Source organism: Streptomyces rugosispiralis, from assembly GCF_024505145.1.
Lineage (GTDB): Bacteria > Actinomycetota > Actinomycetes > Streptomycetales > Streptomycetaceae > Streptomyces > Streptomyces rugosispiralis.
Genome location: NZ_JANIAA010000007.1, coordinates 295610 through 313836, shown reverse-complemented (window position 1 = coordinate 313836; position 18227 = coordinate 295610). Strand labels below are relative to the sequence as shown.

At 70.6% G+C, this 18227-nt stretch carries 17 protein-coding genes and 1 pseudogene; 8 read left to right on the top strand and 10 right to left on the bottom strand.

Annotation, left to right across the window (positions count from 1 at the left end; all coding sequences use genetic code 11):
• Positions 1-199: pseudogene (locus NP777_RS15225) on the bottom strand (ATP-binding protein); the annotation flags it as partial.
• A 193-nt stretch (positions 200-392) separates the two neighbouring features.
• Between NP777_RS15225 and NP777_RS15220 the strand changes: the two are divergent.
• Together NP777_RS15220 and NP777_RS15215 are read left to right on the top strand one after the other, a co-directional pair.
• Positions 393-1274: a helix-turn-helix domain-containing protein gene (locus NP777_RS15220; RefSeq protein ID WP_256650670.1), complete on the top strand. Its 882-nt coding sequence runs from the start codon at positions 393-395 to the stop codon at positions 1272-1274.
• Between the two features lie 3 nt (positions 1275-1277).
• Entirely contained in the window at positions 1278-1463 is a 186-nt protein-coding gene (locus NP777_RS15215) for a DUF397 domain-containing protein (protein WP_256650669.1), read from the top strand.
• On the opposite strand, the gene NP777_RS15210 is transcribed toward NP777_RS15215, so the two are convergent.
• Entirely contained in the window at positions 1444-2187 is a 744-nt protein-coding gene (locus tag NP777_RS15210) for an SDR family oxidoreductase (protein WP_256650668.1), read from the bottom strand. The two genes, NP777_RS15215 and NP777_RS15210, sit on opposite strands and share 20 nt — an antisense overlap.
• A 32-nt stretch (positions 2188-2219) precedes the next feature.
• Complete coding sequence (locus NP777_RS15205; RefSeq protein ID WP_256650667.1) at positions 2220-3239, bottom strand: alpha/beta fold hydrolase; 1020 nt, start codon at positions 3237-3239, stop codon at positions 2220-2222.
• Between the two features lie 118 nt (positions 3240-3357).
• Here NP777_RS15205 and NP777_RS15200 point away from each other — a divergent pair, with 118 nt between their 5' ends.
• Positions 3358-4284 (top strand): LysR family transcriptional regulator, encoded by a 927-nt coding sequence (locus tag NP777_RS15200; RefSeq protein WP_256650666.1) that lies wholly within the window; start codon positions 3358-3360, stop codon positions 4282-4284.
• On the opposite strand, the gene pip is transcribed toward NP777_RS15200, so the two are convergent.
• The gene (gene pip, locus NP777_RS15195; RefSeq protein WP_256650665.1) at positions 4259-5242 is read right to left on the bottom strand and encodes a prolyl aminopeptidase; all 984 of its coding nucleotides are present in this window, start codon (positions 5240-5242) and stop codon (positions 4259-4261) included. The genes NP777_RS15200 and pip overlap by 26 nt on opposite strands.
• 250 nt (positions 5243-5492) lie before the next feature.
• On the opposite strand from pip, the gene NP777_RS15190 reads away from it, so the two are divergent.
• The 3 genes from NP777_RS15190 (at position 5493) to NP777_RS15180 (ending at position 8327) form a co-directional block, all read left to right on the top strand.
• Positions 5493-6137, top strand: a complete 645-nt coding sequence (locus tag NP777_RS15190; RefSeq protein ID WP_256650664.1) for a rhodanese-like domain-containing protein — start codon at positions 5493-5495, stop codon at positions 6135-6137.
• 62 nt (positions 6138-6199) lie between these two features.
• Complete coding sequence (locus NP777_RS15185) at positions 6200-7576, top strand: MBL fold metallo-hydrolase (protein ID WP_256650663.1); 1377 nt, start codon at positions 6200-6202, stop codon at positions 7574-7576.
• A gap of 1 nt (position 7577) precedes the next feature.
• The gene (locus tag NP777_RS15180; RefSeq protein WP_256650662.1) at positions 7578-8327 is read left to right on the top strand and encodes a sulfite exporter TauE/SafE family protein; all 750 of its coding nucleotides are present in this window, start codon (positions 7578-7580) and stop codon (positions 8325-8327) included.
• A gap of 39 nt (positions 8328-8366) precedes the next feature.
• Here the strand turns inward: NP777_RS15180 and NP777_RS15175 are convergent, their stop codons facing one another.
• The 4 genes from NP777_RS15175 to NP777_RS15160 form a co-directional block, all read right to left on the bottom strand.
• Positions 8367-9284: a carbohydrate ABC transporter permease gene (locus NP777_RS15175; RefSeq protein ID WP_256650661.1), complete on the bottom strand. Its 918-nt coding sequence runs from the start codon at positions 9282-9284 to the stop codon at positions 8367-8369.
• Positions 9285-9296: 12 nt separating this feature from the next.
• A complete protein-coding gene (locus NP777_RS15170; protein ID WP_256650660.1) occupies positions 9297-10673 on the bottom strand; it encodes an ABC transporter substrate-binding protein in 1377 nt (458 codons plus the stop codon).
• A 144-nt stretch (positions 10674-10817) separates the two neighbouring features.
• Entirely contained in the window at positions 10818-11834 is a 1017-nt protein-coding gene (locus tag NP777_RS15165; protein WP_256650659.1) for a chitinase, read from the bottom strand.
• 224 nt (positions 11835-12058) lie between these two features.
• On the bottom strand, positions 12059-12976 hold the full coding sequence (locus NP777_RS15160) for an NADP-dependent oxidoreductase (protein WP_256650658.1): 918 nt from the start codon (positions 12974-12976) through the stop codon (positions 12059-12061).
• A gap of 90 nt (positions 12977-13066) precedes the next feature.
• On the opposite strand from NP777_RS15160, the gene NP777_RS15155 reads away from it, so the two are divergent.
• Positions 13067-13660, top strand: coding sequence for a TetR family transcriptional regulator (locus NP777_RS15155; protein WP_256650657.1), 594 nt, complete (start codon positions 13067-13069; stop codon positions 13658-13660).
• A 172-nt stretch (positions 13661-13832) separates the two neighbouring features.
• On the opposite strand, the gene NP777_RS15150 is transcribed toward NP777_RS15155, so the two are convergent.
• Together NP777_RS15150 and NP777_RS15145 are read right to left on the bottom strand one after the other, a co-directional pair.
• On the bottom strand, positions 13833-14543 hold the full coding sequence (locus NP777_RS15150) for a response regulator (protein ID WP_256650656.1): 711 nt from the start codon (positions 14541-14543) through the stop codon (positions 13833-13835).
• 444 nt (positions 14544-14987) lie between these two features.
• Entirely contained in the window at positions 14988-16610 is a 1623-nt protein-coding gene (locus tag NP777_RS15145) for a sensor histidine kinase (protein ID WP_256650655.1), read from the bottom strand.
• 163 nt (positions 16611-16773) lie between these two features.
• Here NP777_RS15145 and NP777_RS15140 point away from each other — a divergent pair, with 163 nt between their 5' ends.
• Positions 16774-18213 (top strand): cation:dicarboxylate symporter family transporter, encoded by a 1440-nt coding sequence (locus tag NP777_RS15140; RefSeq protein ID WP_256650654.1) that lies wholly within the window; start codon positions 16774-16776, stop codon positions 18211-18213.
• The last annotated feature ends 14 nt before the right edge of the window (positions 18214-18227 follow it).

Sequence of the window (18227 nt, the reverse complement as noted above, 5' to 3'; positions counted from 1 at the left end):
AGGCGTTGGTGGCCAGCTCGGACACGATGAGTGCCGTGTCGTCGGCGAGTGCGGGGTGTCCCCAGTCGGCGATGAGTCGTGTGGCGTGCCGGCGGGCCCTGGTCACGCTTATCGGTGTCGGGACGTAGTCGACGCGGCCCTCGTTGATGACGGGGTCGCTGGGGTCCGGGATCCGGGGGTCTTGGGGCGCGAATGCCATCGCGTACCTCCAGTGGGCAGGGCAGGGCGGAGTCCGTCCGCCAGCTGACGTCCCTGTGCGAGCGGTTCATTACGGACCGTAGCGCCGCAATGGTGATCGGTTCAACTCTGCTGAGGAAAATTCAACCGATCTCGCTTGCGAGGCGCCCCGCTACGCTCCAGACTGGCGTCACATCACGGAGGAGAGGTACGCGGTGACAGAGGGTCAGTCAACCCAGGGGAACAGCACATCCAGCGTCTTGGGGAGGAGACTGGGCGCCGAGCTGACGAGCCTCCGGACCAAGGCGGGCCTGACGCAGACGCACGCGGCGAAGGCGCTCAGCGCTTCGACGGGCAAGGTCGCGAAGATGGAAGGCGGTTGGGTTCCCATCCGGGACCCGGACATCCGCGCCCTGTGCGCGTTGTACGGCGCCAACGACCCGTCGACTGTCGGTGCCCTCTTGGAGTTGGCGCGCATCGACCGCGAACGCCGCAAGGCGAAGGGCTGGTGGAATGACGTCGCCCTTACGAGGACGATGAGGGAGTACGTGCCGCTTGAGAACGCGGCCACGGCTGTCAAGGCGTGGCAGGTGTCGTTCATTCCCGGCCTGCTCCAGACTCCGGACTACATGCGGTCGTTGCGGCGTAAGTGGGTCCCTGAAGATCAGCCTGATCAGGTCGAGGCGTTTGTCACCTCCAGAGCTGCTCGTCAGCAGAGGCTTTCCGGGGACGAGTCGCTCTCCCTTTGGGCCGTCATCTCGGAGGCGGCGCTGCGTGTCCCCGTGGCCGAGCCCGAGATGCTGCGCAAGCAGTTGGTGAGCCTCCTCGATTGGAGCGAGCGCCCCAATGTCACGATTCAGGTGCTCCCCTTTGACGTCGGGATGACACCGGCGCTCGCGGGCTCCTTCAACGTCCTCTCGTTCGCCGAGCCCGGCGCCATGGACGTCGTGTACCTGGAATTGGCGTTCTCCACAGCGTGGGTCGAGGGTGGCGAAGGTGCGGCACAGCACGTAAGACTGTTCGAGGAGACTGCGCGGGGCGCGCTCCCCGAGGCCGAGTCCCGCACCTTCATCGGGACACTCATCAAGGGACTGTGAGCTGTGACAACCTTCGTCTTCCGCAAGTCGAGCTACAGCAACGGCAAAGAAGAGTGCGTGGAGGTGGCCACGAACGTGCCCGGCGCTGTGGCCGTACGCGATTCCAAGGACCCGGAGGGTCGCATACTCCGGGTCACCCCCGCCGCCTGGGCGGCCTTCCAGCGTGTCCTCAGAGCATCGAACGGGTGAGGCCGCCGTCCACGGCGATCGTGGTGCCCGTGACGTACGAAGCCAACGGCGTGGCGAGGAAGCAGACGACGGCCGCGAGTTCGTCCGGTGTGCCGAACCGCCCAATGGGGATGTCGTCCGTGGCGTCGGCAGGCACACCGTCCGGGTAGAGGTCGTGCACTCGGGACGTCAGAATCCGGCCGGGCGCCACGCAGTTGACCGCGATGCCGTCCGGCGCCAGTTCGTTGGCCAGCGTCTTGAGGTATCCGGTCACCCCGGGCCGGATCAGGTTGGACAGCGCGACCAGTGACGACGGCTCCTTCACCGTGGTCGTCGTCACCGCGACGATCCGGCCGTACGGGCTGTTCCGCAGGTGGGGTACGGCGGCGCCGACCATACGGACCAGGGGCAGCAGCAGGGTGCGGAAGGCGTCGTGCGCGGCGTGCTCGTCGATCCGCAGTGCGCTGCCCGGACGCGGCCCTCCCGTGTTCCACACCAGGATGTCGACACCGCCGAAGCGGCTGACGGTGTGCTCGACGACCCGTTCCGCCGCACCCTCCTCGGAGAGGTCGGCGACCAGGGGAACGGCGCCGATACGCGTCGCCTCCCACTCCAGGCTCTCCCGGCGCCGGGCCACCGCGACGACGTTGGCGCCCTCGCCGGACAGGCGTTCCGCGATGGCCAGCCCCAGCCCGGACGAGGCGCCGCAGACGATCGCGGTCCGGCCGTTGAGCATGAGATCCATGGTTGTCCTTCCATGCGAGTCAGGGGCGAGTATCAGCACGCCGGTGATCGTCGGACGCGGAGTACCTCGCGCAGGATGGCGCTGGTCTCCTCGGGGCTCTCCAGGGGCCAGAAGTGCCCCCCGGTGACGTAGCGGACCTCGACGCCGGCCGCATGGGGAATGTGCTCGGTGGCGTCGGCGTAGAACTCGCGGGGCTGGCTGCGCGAGTCCCGGCCCTGCATCAGGGTCACCGGAGCGCGCCAGCGCGGGATCAGGTCGCTGCGCCGCTCGATCCACTCCTTCCGGAAGGTGGAGGCCATGTTGTAGCGCGGGACGGCGCGGGTGATCCCGGGATACGAGTACTCCTGGATGACGCGGCGCATGTCCTCGTCGGCCACCGGCAGATTCCCGACGAAGGCGTACGCCCAGACGACGAACCGTTTCGGGTCCTCCATCAGCCCGCTCCACGGTGTCTCGGCGAGGAGGTCGTCCTGCGGGGCGAGGTCGGGGTGGAAGTGGTGGAGGTGCTGCTCGCCGCGCACATAGTGGCGGACTCGTCCGGGATGGGCGGCGGCGATGTGGTCGCCCTGCACGGTGCCCCGGTCGTGGGTGACCAGGGTGAACCGATCCACCCCGATCGCGTCGAGCAGCGCGACGAGTTGCCCGGCCGCGCCGGAGCGCCGGTAGTCGCCTCGTCCCTTCTCCGACTGCCCATAGCCTTTGAGGTCGATCGCGACGCAGCGGTACGAGTCCGACAGCGCGGCCATCTGGTGGTGCCAGAGGAACCATGAGTCGGGCATCCCGTGCAGGAAGACCACGGGCTCCCCGGCCCCCGTCCCGGTCTCCACGTAGTGCCACCGGACCGTTTCGTGGTCGCCCGGGACATCCTCGAAGTGGTGGGTGAACACGGCCCCGTCGAGCTCCTCGGTGTCCCCGTCGTGATCCGTGGGGCGGGGCCGCACATCGGCGTAGCGCTCAAGGTGCCGGGCCACGAGGGCGTCGGGCGGCACGAAGCCCTCGATGGCCTGCCGTGCCCGCACGGGCAGCTCGGTGTAGCGCCACTCATGGTCCATCGACGTCTCCTACGGAGGGCTTGGTTCGGGCCGGTCTTCTCACCCTCACGCGGGTGCGCCCATCACGTCCAACGATGTCTGCTGCTGGGGGCCAGCACGGTTGGTGATAATGGACGGCGTGGAACTGCGCCATCTCGAATACTTCCTCGCGGTCGCCGACACCGGCAGCTTCACCCGCGCCGCGAAGACGCTGCACGTCGTCCAGTCAGGCGTGTCGGCGACGGTCAGGGCACTGGAACGGGAGCTGGGATCGGCCCTGTTCACCCGAAGCCCGCAGGAAGTCACCTTGACGGCGGCCGGACGTGCCTTCCTGCCCCGGGCTCGGGAGACCCTCGACGCCGCACGCGCCGCCAAGGACGCCGTGCACCGGACGCAGGGCGCCTTGCACGGCACGGTCACGGTCGGCACCCAGACCTCGATCGACCTCGTCGACCTGCCCGGACTCCTGGCCGCGCTGCGCGCCCGGCATCCCGGTGTCACGGTGCGGCTCCGGGCGGCCATGGCGGGGTCGGCGGGTCTGGCGGAGCAGTTGCGCGACGGTCGACTCGACGTCGCCTTCCTCTCCCTGCCCGGACCGCCGCCGGCCGACCTCACCACCCGGCCGCTGGCCACCGTCCCCATGGCCGTGTACGTGGCCGAGTCACATCCGCTGGCCGGGGCGGGCCGGGTGCCACTCGCGCGACTGGCCGAGTTCCCGTTCATCGACTCCCCGCCGGGCTTCGGCAACCGCGCCGTGGTCGACCAGGCGTTCGCCGCCGCGGGGCTGCGGCGGGAGGTGTCCGTCGAGGTCGCGGACATCGGCACCGCCGTCGACTTCATCCGGGCAGGGCTGGGAATCGGCTTTCTCGGCCATTTCCTGGTCCGTGACCGGACGGGCCTCGACGCGGTGCGGGTCGCGGATCACGAACTGCGCTGGCAGCTCACCGTCGCCACCGCCTCGACCCGGCGCCCCGGCGCGGCCACCGAGGCGTTCCTGGACCTGCTCGGCGAACGACATCCCTCACCACTCCGGGGTGCCCTCACTCAGGTTCACGACCCGGTGTGACCCGGCCGAAGCGGGCAATCGCTTCCAGGACCGCGGCGTGCATCGTGGGACTGCCCGTGTGCCCCGAGTCGTCGATCACCCGCAGTTCCGCGTCCGGCCAGGCCTTGGACAGCTCCCACGCGCTCTGCAACGGACTGCCCAGGTCGAGCCGCCCGTGGATCAGCACCGCCGGGATACCGGCCAGCCGGTGCGCGTCACGGAGGAGCTGACCGTCCTCGAGCCACGCGTCATGGGCGAAGTAGTGGGCGCAGATCCGCACGAAGGCCATCAGCGCGTCGTCCGTCTTGTCGCTGTAGTAGCCCGGACTGCCAAGCGCCTCGTGGGCGATGACGGCGTCCTCCCAGGCGCACCAGTCCCGCGCCGCCTTGACCCTGACCGCCTCGTCCGGACTGTTCACCAGCCGGTTGTACGCCGCGACGAGACCGCCGCCCCGCTCCGCCTCCGGCACCGCGTCGCGGAACGTCTCCCAGGCGCCGGGCAACAGGCGTCCGACACCGCGGTAGAGCCAGTCGGTCTCGTCCGGCCTGGTCATGGTGACGCCCGCGATGACGATCTCGGAGACCCGCTCGGGGTGACGCTCGGCGTAGGCGAGGATCAGCGTCGAGCCCCAGGAGCCGCCGTAGAGGAGCCAGCGGTCGATGCCCAGGTGCTCGCGCAGCCGCTCCATATCGGCGATGAGGTGGTCGGTGGTGTTGTGATCGAGGCTGACGGACGGGTCGGAGGCGTGCGGCAGGCTCTCACCGCAGCCACGCTGGTCGAACAGGACGATCCGGAAGACCTCGGGATCGAACATCCCGCGAACGCCGCGGCGCCCTCCGCTGCCCGGACCGCCGTGCACCCACAAGGCCGCCTTCCCCTGCGGATTCCCGCTGGTCTCCCAGTAGATCCGGTTTCCGTCGCCGACCTCGAGGAGGCCGTGCGCGTACGGCTCGACGGGCGGGAAGGGCTCGGCGGCCATGGCGGTCTCCTCCTGAAGGCGCGAACTGAGAGCGCGAACTGAAAGCGCGAAGAACAACCTCGCGAGGCTAGTCGACAGCCGGGCCGGCGTCCCCTGATTTGTCGTGCGACCACGCCGACCGTTTGCCGGTTCGGCAAGGCCATTTTCCGCTCATGGACAAGTGCGCGCAGGCTGCGTTCGGAAAGTGCCGGTTCACCACCCGGAGCCGGAACCAGGACAGCGGAGGCGTCAGATGGAAAATCGCCATGTCGTGATCATTCCGATTGAGATCGACGAGGACAAGGAAAGCTCTTATCTCGACGCCTGGCAGGACGCCGCGGACGTGATGGCGGCCCAGCCCGGTTTCATTCGGACGTATATGTTCCGCACCATCGTCCCGGGGAGCAAATTCTCTCTCGTCAACGTGGCGGAATGGGAGTCCACCGCTCACTGGGAAGAGGCGATGAACGTCTGCCCGATGATGGGGCAGCAGATAGCCGTCGTCCACGCCTCGAACTACGAGGCGATCCGGACGGTCCTGCCCGGCACGGAGCGGGACCCGGGCTCCGGCGACGGTCACACGCCCGCTGACCTGTCTCCGGCCGAGGCGCGTCGCCGCGTCGTGGACGGGGAACTCACGCTGGTCGATGTCCGCGAGGACGATGAATGGGCGGCGGGGCACCCGGCCGGTGCCGTCCACGCCGCGCTCGGCACGCTGCCCGCCTCGCTGTCGGATGTGCCCGCCGGTCCACTGGCCTTCGTATGCCGTACGGGCGCACGCAGCGTGCGGGGCGGCGCCCAGGCGATTCGCGCGGGCCGGTCCTCCGTCTACAGCGTGGCGGGCGGTCTTGAGGCATGGAAAGCGGCAGGGCTGCCGGTCACCCTCCCCGACCGCGAGGACGCGGCCCGAAATTGAATGACGGCGGTTTCCCGAGACGGGAAATTCCCGGGTGCACCATCCCAGAAAGGCGCAGCACCATGTTTTTTGTCGACACCCTGGAATTCGAGGGGCTGGGCAATCGCAGTTACCTGGCCGGCGGTCCGAAAGCGGCGGTCGTGGTCGATCCGCCGCGGGACGTCGACCAGGTGATCGCCACCGCCGCCCGGCGAGGGGTGCGCATCGCCTACGTGGCGGAGACGCATGTGCACAACGACTACGTCACCGGCGGGCTGGAACTGGCCCGCCTCACCGGCGCCCGCTACCTGGTCCCGGCCGACGCCAATGTCTCCTTCTCCCGCACCCCCGTCGGGGACGGCGACATGGCCGAGGTGGACGAGCACCTGATGTTGCGTGCGATAGCCACCCCGGGCCACACCCCGCACCACACCTCGTACGCGCTGGAGGAGGACGGCCGTGCGGTGGCGGTCTTCACCGGCGGCTCGCTGCTGATCGGCTCCGTGGGGCGTCCGGACCTGGTGGACCCGCGGCTGACCGAGCACCTGGCCCGCGCCCAGCACGCCTCCGTCCACCGGCTGGCGGCAACGCTCGACGACGAGGTGCCCGTGCTGCCCACGCACGGCTTCGGCAGCTTCTGCTCCTCCTCCCAGGCCGAGGGCGACGCGACCACGATCGGCGACGAACGCGCCAACAATGACGCCTTCACCCTGGATGTGGACACCTTCGTGAAGCGGGTCCTGGCCGGGCTGGACGACGTGCCCGCGTATTACACGCACATGGGCCCGGTCAACGCCGCCGGTCCCGCGCCCGTCGACCTGACTCCGCCCGAGCCCGCCGACGCCGCACAGATCGCCGAACGGCTGGCGGCCGGTGAGTGGGTGGTGGACCTGCGCAACCGGGTCGCCTTCGCCGACGGCCATGTGGCCGGATCGGTCAACTTCGAGGGCACCGGCCGGCCGGCCACCTATCTGGCCTGGCTGATCCCGTGGGGCAGGCCGGTCACCCTGCTCGGCGACACCCCGGAGCGGATCGCCGACGCGCAGCGGGAGCTGACCCGGGTCGGCATCGACCGCCCGGCCGCCGCCGCCACCGGAGATCCGGCCACCTGGGTCCGTGCGGGGGAGCGGCTCGCCTCCTTCCCCCGCGCCCGCTTCGCCGACCTCGCCGACGCACACGAGCGCGGTGAGGACGTGGTGGTACTGGATGTGCGCCGGGATTCCGAAGTGGCGAACGGCTTCATCGAGGGCTCCGTGCACATTCCGCTCCACGAGCTGCACGGCCGGGTCGGCGAGGTGCCGGACGGCACGGTGTGGGTGCACTGCGCCGGCGGGATGCGCGCGGCGATCGCCGCTTCCCTCCTGGACGCGATCGGACGGAAGGTCGTCGCCGTTGATAACGGCTTCGAGGCCGCCGCCGACGCGGGCCTGAGTGTCACCCGGCCCCCAGCGGGCGAATAGCGTGACCGCCCTGATCCTGGCCCTGATCGCGGGCGCCGTCGTCGGCCTGGTGCTTGGCGCCCTCGGCGGCGGTGGCAGCGTCCTGGCGGTGCCGGCGCTGATCTACCTGCTCGGCTTCACCCCCGCCCAGGCCACCACCGCCGGCCTGATCATCGTCAGCGCCACATCCCTGACCGCCCTGTACGCGCACGCACGGGCCGGGCGGGTGCGGTGGCGGGCCGGAGCGGCGTTCGCGGCCGCCGGGATTCTTCCTGCGGCCGCCGCTGGAGCCGCCGCCACCCACCTGCCCCAAGCCGTCCTCACCATCGCCTTCGCCGCCATAGCCATCCTCTCCGCCGGCACCATGCTCCGGCCCGCCGCCACCGCCCGGCCCGGAAGCGGCGACGTACGGCCGGGCAGGGCGGCCGGGGCCGGTGCCGGCCTGGGCGCGCTGACCGGGCTACTCGGTGTGGGCGGCGGCTTTCTCGCCGTCCCCGCCCTGGTCACCGTCCTGGCCTTCGAGATGGAGGCCGCGGTCGGCACCAGTCTGCTGATCATCACGGCCAACTCACTGGCTTCCCTGGTCACTCGCTCCGGCACCGGCGCCTCGCTCGACTGGGCGGTGATCGGCCCGTTCATCGGAACCGCGATCCTGGGCGCCTGGGACGGCAAGCGCATGGCCGCGAAGGTCTCCGGGCCCCGTCTGCAGCGCGTTTTCGCGGTGGTCCTGCTCGCCGTGGCCGTCTTCATGCTCGCCGACGCCGTGACGTGATGGCAGCTCGCACTTGAACACGGCGGCCCACGGCCCGTTTCAGACCTCTTCCTTCATCAGCCGCAGATACACCACCGAGAACGCCGCCCCCACCAGCAGCAACAGCAGGGCCACCGCCGTGCCGTAGCCGATCAGGGACTTGTTGAACGCCTGGTCGTACATGAAGACCGGCAGCGTCTGGCTGCGGTTTCCCGGGCCGCCCCGGGTCATGGCCCAGATGAGGCCGAACACCGACAGCGTCTGCAACGTGTTCAGCATCAGATTCGTGCCGATGGAGCGGCGGATCATCGGCAGGGTGATGTGCCAGAAGCGGCCGAGGCCGCCCGCGCCGTCGACCTCCGCCGCCTCGGTGATCTCCTTGGGGATCTCGGACAGCGCGGCGGAGTAGACGAGCATCGAGAAGGCCGTGCCGCGCCAGACGTTGGCGAAGGAGACGGCGAGGATGGGCAGGGTGTAGAGCCAGTTCTGGGACGGCAGGCCAAGCCAGTCCAGCAGCGCGTTGAGCGTGCCCTCGCGGCGGAAGAACGCGTACAGCAGGAAGCCCGCCACGATCTCGGGGACGACCCAGGCCGCGATGACGATCGAGCCGGTCAGCGTGCGCACCGGCCGGGAGGCGCGCTGCATCAGGGCGGCCAGGGCCAGGCCCAGGGTGTTCTGGCCGACGAGGGAGGAGAGCAGGGTGAAGACGAGGGTGAGGACGACCGCGTTGCGGAAGTCGTCGTCCCCGAAGGCGCGCCGGAAGTTGTCCAGGCCCACGAAGTCCGTCGAGGACGCGCCCGTGAGCTGCATGTTCGTGAAGGCGATATAGACGCAGTAGGCGATCGGGCCACCGAGGAAGAGCAGCAGCATGACGGTGGCGGGGGCGAGCGGAAGCCAGCGCAGGGGGCGGCCGCGACGGGGGCCCGGCCGGGCCGGGGTCTCCGTCGGGGCCGCCGCCACCTTGGTCGCGGTTGCCATCGGGGCCGGCCCTCAGCCCTGGCCGCCCGCCGCCACCGTGGCGCCGTCGGCGATGGACTTCAGCTGGTCGTCGTAGGACTTCGCGGCCTTCTCCGGTGAGGCGTCACCCGTGGTCGCCGCCTCCATCGCTTCGCCGATCGCCGTGGAGACCTGCGGATAGACGGGGGTGGTGGGGCGGTAGTGGGTGTACTTCACCAGGCCCGTGAAGAAGGTGATCCCGGGCATGGACGAGGTGTACTTCGGGTCCTGCGCGACGTCCTTGCGGACCGCGATCTGCGCGTCGACGACGTCCCAGGTGACCGCGTTGTCCCTGGTCTGGAGCTGCTGGATGAACTTCCAGGCCAGATCGGGGTTCTTGGACTTCGCGGTGATCGCCCACGTCCAGCCGCCGGACATGCTGACCTTGCCGGGCGCCTGGCCGTGCTGCGTGGGCATCGGGGCCTGGCCGAGGGTCTTGGACCACTCGGGCCACGGCTTGCCGCCGGTCTTCAGCCAGTTCTGGCCGAGCCAGGAGCCGTCGAGCGCGATGGCGAGCTTGCCCTGGGGCAGCCATTCGCTGAAGACGGTGGTGCCGACATTGGGGTCGAGGGCGTCGGAGATGTCCGGGCCCAGCTTCTCGGAGTAGAGGGTCTTGAGGAAGCCGAGGGCGTCGCTGAACCCCTTGCCGCCGGTGACCCACTTCTTGGCGCCGGGGTCGTAGAGCGGGTTCCCGCCCCCCTCGCCCGTGCCGTACAGCAGCATCTCGAAGCCCTGCATCACGGAGGTCTCGCCCGGGGCCTTGCCGGTGTAGACGTTGAGCGGGGTGACGCCGGGGACCTTCTTCTTGATCGTGCGCGCCGCCTCGAGGATCTCGTCCCAGTTCTTGGGCGACCAGTCGGCGGGCAGCCCGGCCTTGGCGAAGATCTCCTTGTTGAACCACAGGCCGCGGGTGTCGGTGCCGTCCGGGACGCCGTACGTCTTGCCGTCCTCGGCCTTGGCCGCGGCCTTCGCGGTGTCGACGAACTGGTCCCAGGTCTTCCACTTCGCCAGATAGCCGTCGAGGGGGCGCAGATAGCCCGCCTTGATGTCGGAGTTGATCCGGAAGGTGTCCTCGTAGACCAGGTCCGGGGCGGTCTTCGGGGACCGCATCATCTGCTGGACCTTGGTGGCGTAGTCGTTGTCCTGCGCCTGGATCGGGATCAGCTTGACCTTCTTGCCGGGGTTGGCCTTCTCGAACTGCTTCTTGACCTCGGCGAGATGGTTGTCCTTGAAGCGGATCTTGTTGTCGGTGGAGCGGTTGTAGGCGACCTTGACGGTGTCCGGGTCGCTGCCCGAACCGCCACCGCAGGATGTGAGTCCGGCGGTGGCGGCGAGGGTGGCGGCGAGGATCAGTGGGGCGGTGGGGCGCACGGGCACGACCTCCTTGCTGGCCTCTGTGGGCTGCGGGCTGACCGTAAGGTCGGCTTCAACGGAAGGTCAATCCCCGTGACCTGGATGGTCACTTGATCGAGCGCCGCCACCTCGCGGGGCGGGCGGGTTCGGCTCGGCTCGGTGTCAGCCGTTGTAGCCCGCGAGCGCCTTGGTGAAGTCGTACGTGCCCTGGTCGATACCGCTGCACGCGTCCCCGTCCGTGCCCGAGCCGCATTTGCGGTCGCGGTTGAGCGACCAGAAGCTGACGCGGGCCAGGTGGTGGCTCTTGGCGTAGGAGACCATGTCCTTGAAGTTGTTCAGGGATATGGTCTCGCCCGCGACGTCGGTCTTGCCGTTCATCGAGGAGAAGCCGACCTTGCGGTAGGCGGCGTCGGAGGAGAGGCCGTACGCGCTCGCCACGGTGTTCTTCAGACCGTCCACCGCGGACTTGGTGGCCCCCGCCATGTCGATCGAGCCCTGGCCGAAGTCGAACGGCATGACCGCCCAGCCGTCCACGTCGAGCCCGGCCGTGGCACCGCGCTTGACCAGGTCCTTGCCGTTGGAATCCGGGCCGCTCGTGGTGGTGCCGAAGGTGATGTACACCTTGATGCCGCTGTTCTTCTGCTTGACCGTCTTGAGCGCGTCGATCACGCGCTGGCGGACCGTCGCGTTCTCGAACTCGGTCGACTCGATGTCGATGTCGATCGACTTGAGCTTGTAGGCGTCGATGACCTTCTGGTACGCGCCGGCGAGCGCGGACGCGGAGGAGCACTTCTCGCCCAGCTTGTTACCGCTCCAGCCGCCGAACGAGACGGTGACATCGCCGCCCGCCGAGCGGATGGAGTTGATCGTCGACTGGTCGTTGCCGCCGGTGAGCGCGCGGGAGCCGTCCCACTTGGGGTTGCAGCCGCCGTCGGACAGCATGAAGGCCATCGTGAACTGCTGGATGCCGGTGGCCGACATGACGTCCGTGGCCTTGGGCGGGGAACCCCAACCCAGGTACAGGTAGGGGCCGTTGAGCCCGCTGGGCGCGGCGGCGGTGTGCTCCGCCCGCGGCGCCGCCTGGGCGGTGGCCGCCGTGGTGGCGCCCGCGGCGAGCAGACCGATGGCGGCGGCGAGGGCGAGTCTGCGGCGCGCCGGGCCGGACAGGGGTGAAGGCATGGCTGACGGAGCCTCCTGGGTGGGGGGTGGGAGGAAGTCGAGCGAGGCTGAACCTAGCGAGGCGGCATGGCCGCGACAAGATGTCGGATAGGAAACTTTCCTATTCATGTACCGACGCGCTCAGGTGTTTACGCGCCGACGCGGGTACGCGTTTACGCGCCGACGCGGCTACGCGCTTACGCGCCGACGCGGGTACGCGCTTACGCGCCGACGCGGGTACGCGTTTACGCGCTGACGCGGAGGACCGTCTTCCCCCTCGCCGAACCGGACTTGATGTCCTCCTGGACCTCGGCGATCTTCTCCCAGGGCTCGACACGCCACACCGGAAGGCTCAGGGTTCCGGCGGCGATGGCGTCGGCCACCCACTGGGGGGCGTCCAGGCGGAAGTCGGTGCCCTCGCGGCCGCTCGCCCGGACCCCGAACTCGGCGGCCTGCTCGAAGTCGGTGATCGTCACCACGCGGGAGGGGTCCCCGGCGAGCGCGATCAGCGCGGGGAGCACGCCGCCCCGGCCCATGTCCACGACGCGGTCCACGCCGTGCGGGGCGAGTTCGCGCACGCGCTCCTCGAGGCCCTCGCCGTAGCGCGTGACCTCCGCCCCGAGCCCGCGCATGAGGGCTTCCTTCGCCTCGCCTGACGTCACGATGACGCGCGCCCCGCGGCGTACGGCGATCTGGGTGGCGAGCTGCCCGACGGCGCCGCTTCCCCCGTTGAGGAACACGGTGTGTCCCTTGGCCACGCCCACTTCGTCCAGGACGCGGACCGCGGTCTCGGCCACCATCGGGATCGCCGCCGCCTGTTCGAACGCCATCCCGTCCGGGATGGCGCCCCAGTGCCCGAGCGCGGCGAACTCGGCCGCGCCGGAGGTGGTGCCGCCGAAGAGCAGGTTCCCGAAGACCCGGTCCCCGACGGCGGTGCCCTCGACGCCCTCGCCGAGCGCCGACACGACCCCCGCTATCTCGAAGCCGGTTCCCTGGGGCAGTCGACCGCCGAGGGCGCCCTCGCGCACGACCCAGTCGGCGGGGTTGGTGCCGCATGCGCGCACCTCGACCTGGATCTGCCCGGGGCCGGGGGCGGGTGCGTCGGTCTCCACGAAGCGGAGCACCTCCGGACCGCCGAACTCGTCGATCTGGACAGCTCTCATTGCCGCCTCCTGATGACACTTGGTGTTGTCGTTTGTCGTCGCCACGATAACACCAAGTGTCATCGCGAGGGGCTTGGATATTCTGAGGGCATGCCTAGGTGGGAGCCGGATGCGCAGCTGCGCCTGGAGACGGCAGCTCTTGAACTGTTCGCCGAGCGCGGCTACGACGGCACGACCGTCGCGGACATCGCGGAACGGGCCGGGTTGATGAAGCGCTCGTTCTTCCGATACTTCCCGGACAAGCGGGAAGCGCTCTTCGGCGGCGGCACGGAGAGGCTGGTCGCGCATCTGCGGCAGGAGGTGGAGGAGGCGCCCGCCGACACCCCGCCGTGGCGGGTGCTCATCGCCGCGCTCACCAGCTCCGGGCGGTTCTTCCCGGCGGACCGGGCCGTCGCGCACAGGCGGCAGAGCGTCATCGCGGCCAACCCCGAGCTGCGCGAGCGGGAAGTCCTCAAGATGGCGACGCTCCACGACCTGCTCACCTCGCTCCTGGTGAAGCGGGGCATCCCGGAGCGGCAGGCGGTGTACCTGGTGCGGCTCGCGCAGACCGTGTACGAGCAGGCCTTCGCGCGGTGGATCGACCCCGGGACCGATAGGACGTTCGAGGGCTGCATGGTGGACGCGGCGGCGGAGCTCGACCGGGCGCTGGCGCGGGGGATGGTGGGCGCGAGGGGTGGCGGCTGAGCGGGGGCCGGGCGGCGGTGGTGCGCGCAGCGCCTACGGGTGTCCGGTGGTCTTTCCCCTCCCCTCCCGCCCTTCCCGAACCAGTGGCCCGGCCCCTGGACCCCGGGGTCGGGGGCGGAGCCCCAGGTGAGGCAATGGGCGGGCCGCAGGCGTCACGAGCCGCCCGACGCCCCTAGAGCTCGCTGAGCCAGCGGTACAGCAGCTCGGGCCGTCCGATCTGCCCGTAGTGCGGGGCGCGGGCGGCCCGCCCGGCCTCCACCAGGTGCTCCAGATAGCGGCGGGCGGTGATCCGGGAGATCCCCACGGTCTCGGCGGTCGCCGCGGCCGAGATGCCCTCCTCCGCCGCACCGCGCAGCGCCTCGGTGACGGCGTGCAGGGTGGCCTGGGTCAGCCCCTTGGGCATCGCGGCGGGCTGCGGCGCCCGTAGCGCGGCCAGCGCCCGGTCCACCTCGTCCTGCCCGCTGGCCTCGCCCGCGGTCGACCGGAACTCGGCGTACCGGAGGAGGCGGTCCCGGAGGGTGGAGAAGGTGAACGGTTTCAGCACGTACTGCACGACCCCGAGGGAGACGCCGTCGCGGACCACCGCGAGGTCACGGGCCGAGGTGACCGCGATCACGTCCGCGCCGTTTCCGGCGGCGCGCAGCGCCCGTACGAGCTGGAGGCCGTGCCCGTCGGGGAGGTAGAGGTCCAGCAGCAGCAGATCGGCGGGCGTCCGCTCCAGCAGCCGCTGCGCGTCCCCGCCACTCCGCGCCGCCCCGACGACGGCGAAGCCGGGAACGCGCTCGACGTACATCCGGTGCGCGTCCGCCGCGACGGGGTCGTCCTCGACGACGAGAACCCGGATCGGCGCCGGATCCCCCGGTCTCGCCTGCGGCGGGCTCATGAACGGATTCCTCTCGAAACGCGGTCGAAACGCGGTGTACACGGAAGCTCAGGGCTCCAATTTACGGAGGGTAACCGCAAGTGGCCAGATCCCTACGGTGACGATTCCCCTGCACCCCGTCTCCCAGGGCCTCCGCCCCCGGCCCCCCGCCCCGGGGCGGCCGGATTTGGCCGCCCGGCAGCGGGATGGAACGGCGCCCCGCCCCCGGCGGCCGCCGCCTCGGGCCCTGCGGAGCCCGGGAGACACCCCGATGCGGGGCCCGCCCGCCCTGAGCATCGCCCGCGCGGCTGGGCTTCGCCGCCCGGCGGCCGGGCTGATGTGAAGGTGGCGGCTTCCCGGGGGAGCCGCCGCCTGGGCCCGGTGCGCGCCCGGCGCCGGCCCCCGCCCGGCGGCTGCCGGGTGCTGCAGGGGCCCGTGGGGGGGCGCCTCTACGCGACGTGGGGGTCAAGGCGTGGTGGCCGGGGTCGTCAGTGGTAGGCGGGCGGTGAATTCGGCGCCGCCGTCGGGGGAGGTCGTCACTTCCACCGTGCCCGCGTTGCGGCGGGCGGCCTGCTGGACCAGGGCCAGGCCCAGGCCGCGGCCGGGGGACTTCGTGCTCCAGCCGCGGCGGAAGATCTCCTCGGCCGCCGCCGGGTCGAGCCCGGCGCCGGTGTCCGATACGCGCAGGGTCAGCTCGCCGGCGTCCGCGCGGGCGGTGACCGTGACGCGGGCGCTGCGCGGGGCCGACTCGTTGCCGACGCCCTCGGCGGCCGCGTCCGTGGCGTTGTCGATGAGGTTGCCGAGGATGGTCACCAGGTCGCGGGCGGGCAGGCCGGGCGGGAGGACGCCGTCGTCGATACGGCTGTCGGGGGCCAGGACCAGCTCGACGCCGCGCTCGCTGGCCTGGGCCGCCTTGCCCAGCAGCAGGGCGGCCAGGACGGGTTCGGCGACGGCCGCCACCACCTGGTCGGTCAGCGCCTGGGCCAGTTCCAGCTCGGCGGTGGCGAAGTCGACCGCCTCGTCCTCCCGGCCCAGTTCGATCAGCGAGACGACGGCATGCAGTCGATTCGCGGCCTCATGGGCCTGGGAGCGCAGCGCCTCCGCGAAGCCGCGCAGCGAGTCCAGCTCGCCCGAGAGCGCCTGGAGCTCGGTGTGGTCGCGCAGCGTGACGACCGTGCCGCGCTGCTCACCGCTGCTCACCGGGGAGGTGTTGACGACCACGACCCGCTCCGCGGTCAGATGCAGCTCGTCCACCCGCGGCTCGGCGGCCAGCAGGGCGCCGGTCAGCGCGGGCGGCAGGCCCAGGTCGGAGACGTAGCGGCCGACGGAGTCCTCGGGCAGGCCGAGCAGCTCCCGCCCGCCGTCGTTGATCAGCGCGATCCGCCGTCGGCCGTCGAGCATCAGCAGCCCCTCGCGCACGGCGTGCAGCGCGGCCTCGTGGTAGTCGTGCATCCGGCTCAGCTCGGCCGCGTTCATCCCGTGCGTATGGCGGCGCAGCCGGGCGTTGATCACATACGCGCACAGGCCGCCGACCGCGAGCGCCGCGGCCGCCACACCGAGCAGCGCGAGCAGTTGCCGGCGCACCTGGGCGCTGATGGTGTCCACGGTTATCCCCGCGCTGACCAGTGCGGTGATCCGGCCGCCGGCGCGGGTGTCGCGCACCGGGGCGACCACGCGGACGGAGGAGCCGAGCGTGCCGGTGTAGGTCTCGGCGAAGATCCGCCCGCGCAGCGCGGGCTTGATGTGGCCGAGATAGGTGGCGCCGATCTGGCGCGGATCGGGGTGCGCCCAGCGCACCCCGTGGGTATCCATGATCGTGACGAAGGTGACGCCGGTGTCCCGGCGCACCTTCTCCGCGTACGGCTGGAGCCGGGCCGTGGGGTCCTTCGACCGCGCGGCCTCGGCGACCGACGGGGAGTCGGCGACGGCCACCGCGACGGCGGTCGCCCGCTGCCGCGCGGCCGCCACCGCCTGCTCGCGGTCGGTGACGTAGGCGAAGACAGCGCACCCGGCCACCAGGGCGGCGACCAGCACGACCTGCATCGCGAACAGCTGGCCCGCCAGGCTCCGGGGGTGGGGGATGCGCATGGCCATCAGTCTGCACACGCATCTTTGTGTGAACGAAATGAACGGAAGGGTGACCCCCGTCACAGGCTGGGGCATAGTCGCCGGGACCGTTCAAGGCGGTGTGCGAGCCGCACACGGTACAGCGCCGGGACAGTTGGACGGCAGAACAGAAGGAGGCAGCACCGTGGCTGCGGACACCACGCCGCCCGCATCCGGGCGTACGGCACCGGATGGGACGAAGCCGAAGAAGGAAAGGATTCACTACCTCTACCTCGCCGTCATCGGCGCGGTGGCGCTCGGCATCCTCGTGGGCTTCGTGGCCCCCGATACGGCGGTGGAGCTCAAGCCGATCGGCGAAGGCTTCGTCAACCTCATCAAGATGCTGATCTCGCCGATCATCTTCTGCACGATCGTGCTCGGCGTCGGTTCGGTGCGCAAGGCGGCGAAGGTCGGCGCGGTCGGCGGTCTGGCGCTCGGCTACTTCATGGTGATGTCGACCGTGGCCCTCGCCATCGGCCTGGTCGTCGGCAACTTCCTCGAGCCCGGCAGCGGCCTGCACATGAGCCATGAGGCGGCCCAGGCCGGACAGAGCCAGGCCGACGGCGCCTCCGAGTCGACGGCGGACTTCCTGCTCGGGATCATCCCGAAGACGCTGGTCTCCGCCTTCACCGCGGGCGAGGTGCTGCAGACCCTGTTCGTGGCCCTCCTCGCGGGCTTCGCCCTGCAGGCGATGGGCAAGGCGGGCGAGCCGGTGCTGCGCGGCATAGGCCACATACAGCAGCTCGTCTTCAAGCTGCTGTCGATGGTCATGTGGGCCGCCCCGGTCGGCGCCTTCGGCGCGATCGCCGCCGTGGTCGGCGAGACCGGTCTGGACGCGCTCAAGGCGCTCGCGGTCATCATGATCGGCTTCTATGTGACCTGCGCGCTCTTCGTGTTCATCGTCCTCGGGACGATTCTGCGGCTGGTCGCGGGCGTCAACATCTTCCTGCTGCTGAAGTACCTGGCGCGGGAGTTCCTGCTGATCCTGTCGACGTCCTCCTCGGAGTCGGCGCTGCCGCTGCTGATCGCGAAGATGGAGCACGCGGGCGTCAGCAAGCCGGTCGCCGGTATCACCGTGCCCACGGGCTACTCCTTCAACCTGGACGGCACCGCCATCTACCTGACGATGGCCTCGCTCTTCATCGCCGAGGCCATGGGCGACCCGCTCTCCATAGGCCAGCAGATATCCCTCCTCGTCTTCATGATCGTCGCGTCGAAGGGCGCCGCCGGTGTGACCGGCGCGGGCATGGCGACGCTGGCGGGCGGTCTCCAGTCGCACCGGCCCGAACTCGTCGACGGCGTCGGCCTGATCGTCGGCATCGACCGCTTCATGAGCGAGGCCCGCGCCCTCACCAACTTCGCGGGCAACGCGGTCGCGACCGTCCTGGTCGGCACCTGGACCAAGGAGATCGACAAGGAGCGGATGAACGAAGTCCTCGCCGGACGGCTGCCGTTCGACGCGGAGGGCTTCGCCCGCAACGGTGGCGGCCACGGCCCGGCCGCGGACGACTCCGAGGCGGCCGAGGGCAAGTCCCTCCCCGAGCGGCGTGACGGTGACACGGCGAAGGAGCACGTGCCCGCCTGACACCCCACGCGCAA

Coding starts and splice junctions, on each gene's coding strand:
- NP777_RS15210 (WP_256650668.1), bottom strand. CDS start 2,187: ATGGATCTCATGCTCAACGGCCGGACCGCGATCGTCTGCGGCGCCTCG.
- NP777_RS15205 (WP_256650667.1), bottom strand. CDS start 3,239: ATGGACCATGAGTGGCGCTACACCGAGCTGCCCGTGCGGGCACGGCAG.
- pip (WP_256650665.1), bottom strand. CDS start 5,242: ATGGCCGCCGAGCCCTTCCCGCCCGTCGAGCCGTACGCGCACGGCCTC.
- NP777_RS15185 (WP_256650663.1), top strand. CDS start 6,200: ATGTTTTTTGTCGACACCCTGGAATTCGAGGGGCTGGGCAATCGCAGT.
- NP777_RS15175 (WP_256650661.1), bottom strand. CDS start 9,284: ATGGCAACCGCGACCAAGGTGGCGGCGGCCCCGACGGAGACCCCGGCC.
- NP777_RS15165 (WP_256650659.1), bottom strand. CDS start 11,834: ATGCCTTCACCCCTGTCCGGCCCGGCGCGCCGCAGACTCGCCCTCGCC.
- NP777_RS15160 (WP_256650658.1), bottom strand. CDS start 12,976: ATGAGAGCTGTCCAGATCGACGAGTTCGGCGGTCCGGAGGTGCTCCGC.
- NP777_RS15155 (WP_256650657.1), top strand. CDS start 13,067: ATGCCTAGGTGGGAGCCGGATGCGCAGCTGCGCCTGGAGACGGCAGCT.
- NP777_RS15150 (WP_256650656.1), bottom strand. CDS start 14,543: ATGAGCCCGCCGCAGGCGAGACCGGGGGATCCGGCGCCGATCCGGGTT.
- NP777_RS15145 (WP_256650655.1), bottom strand. CDS start 16,610: ATGCGCATCCCCCACCCCCGGAGCCTGGCGGGCCAGCTGTTCGCGATG.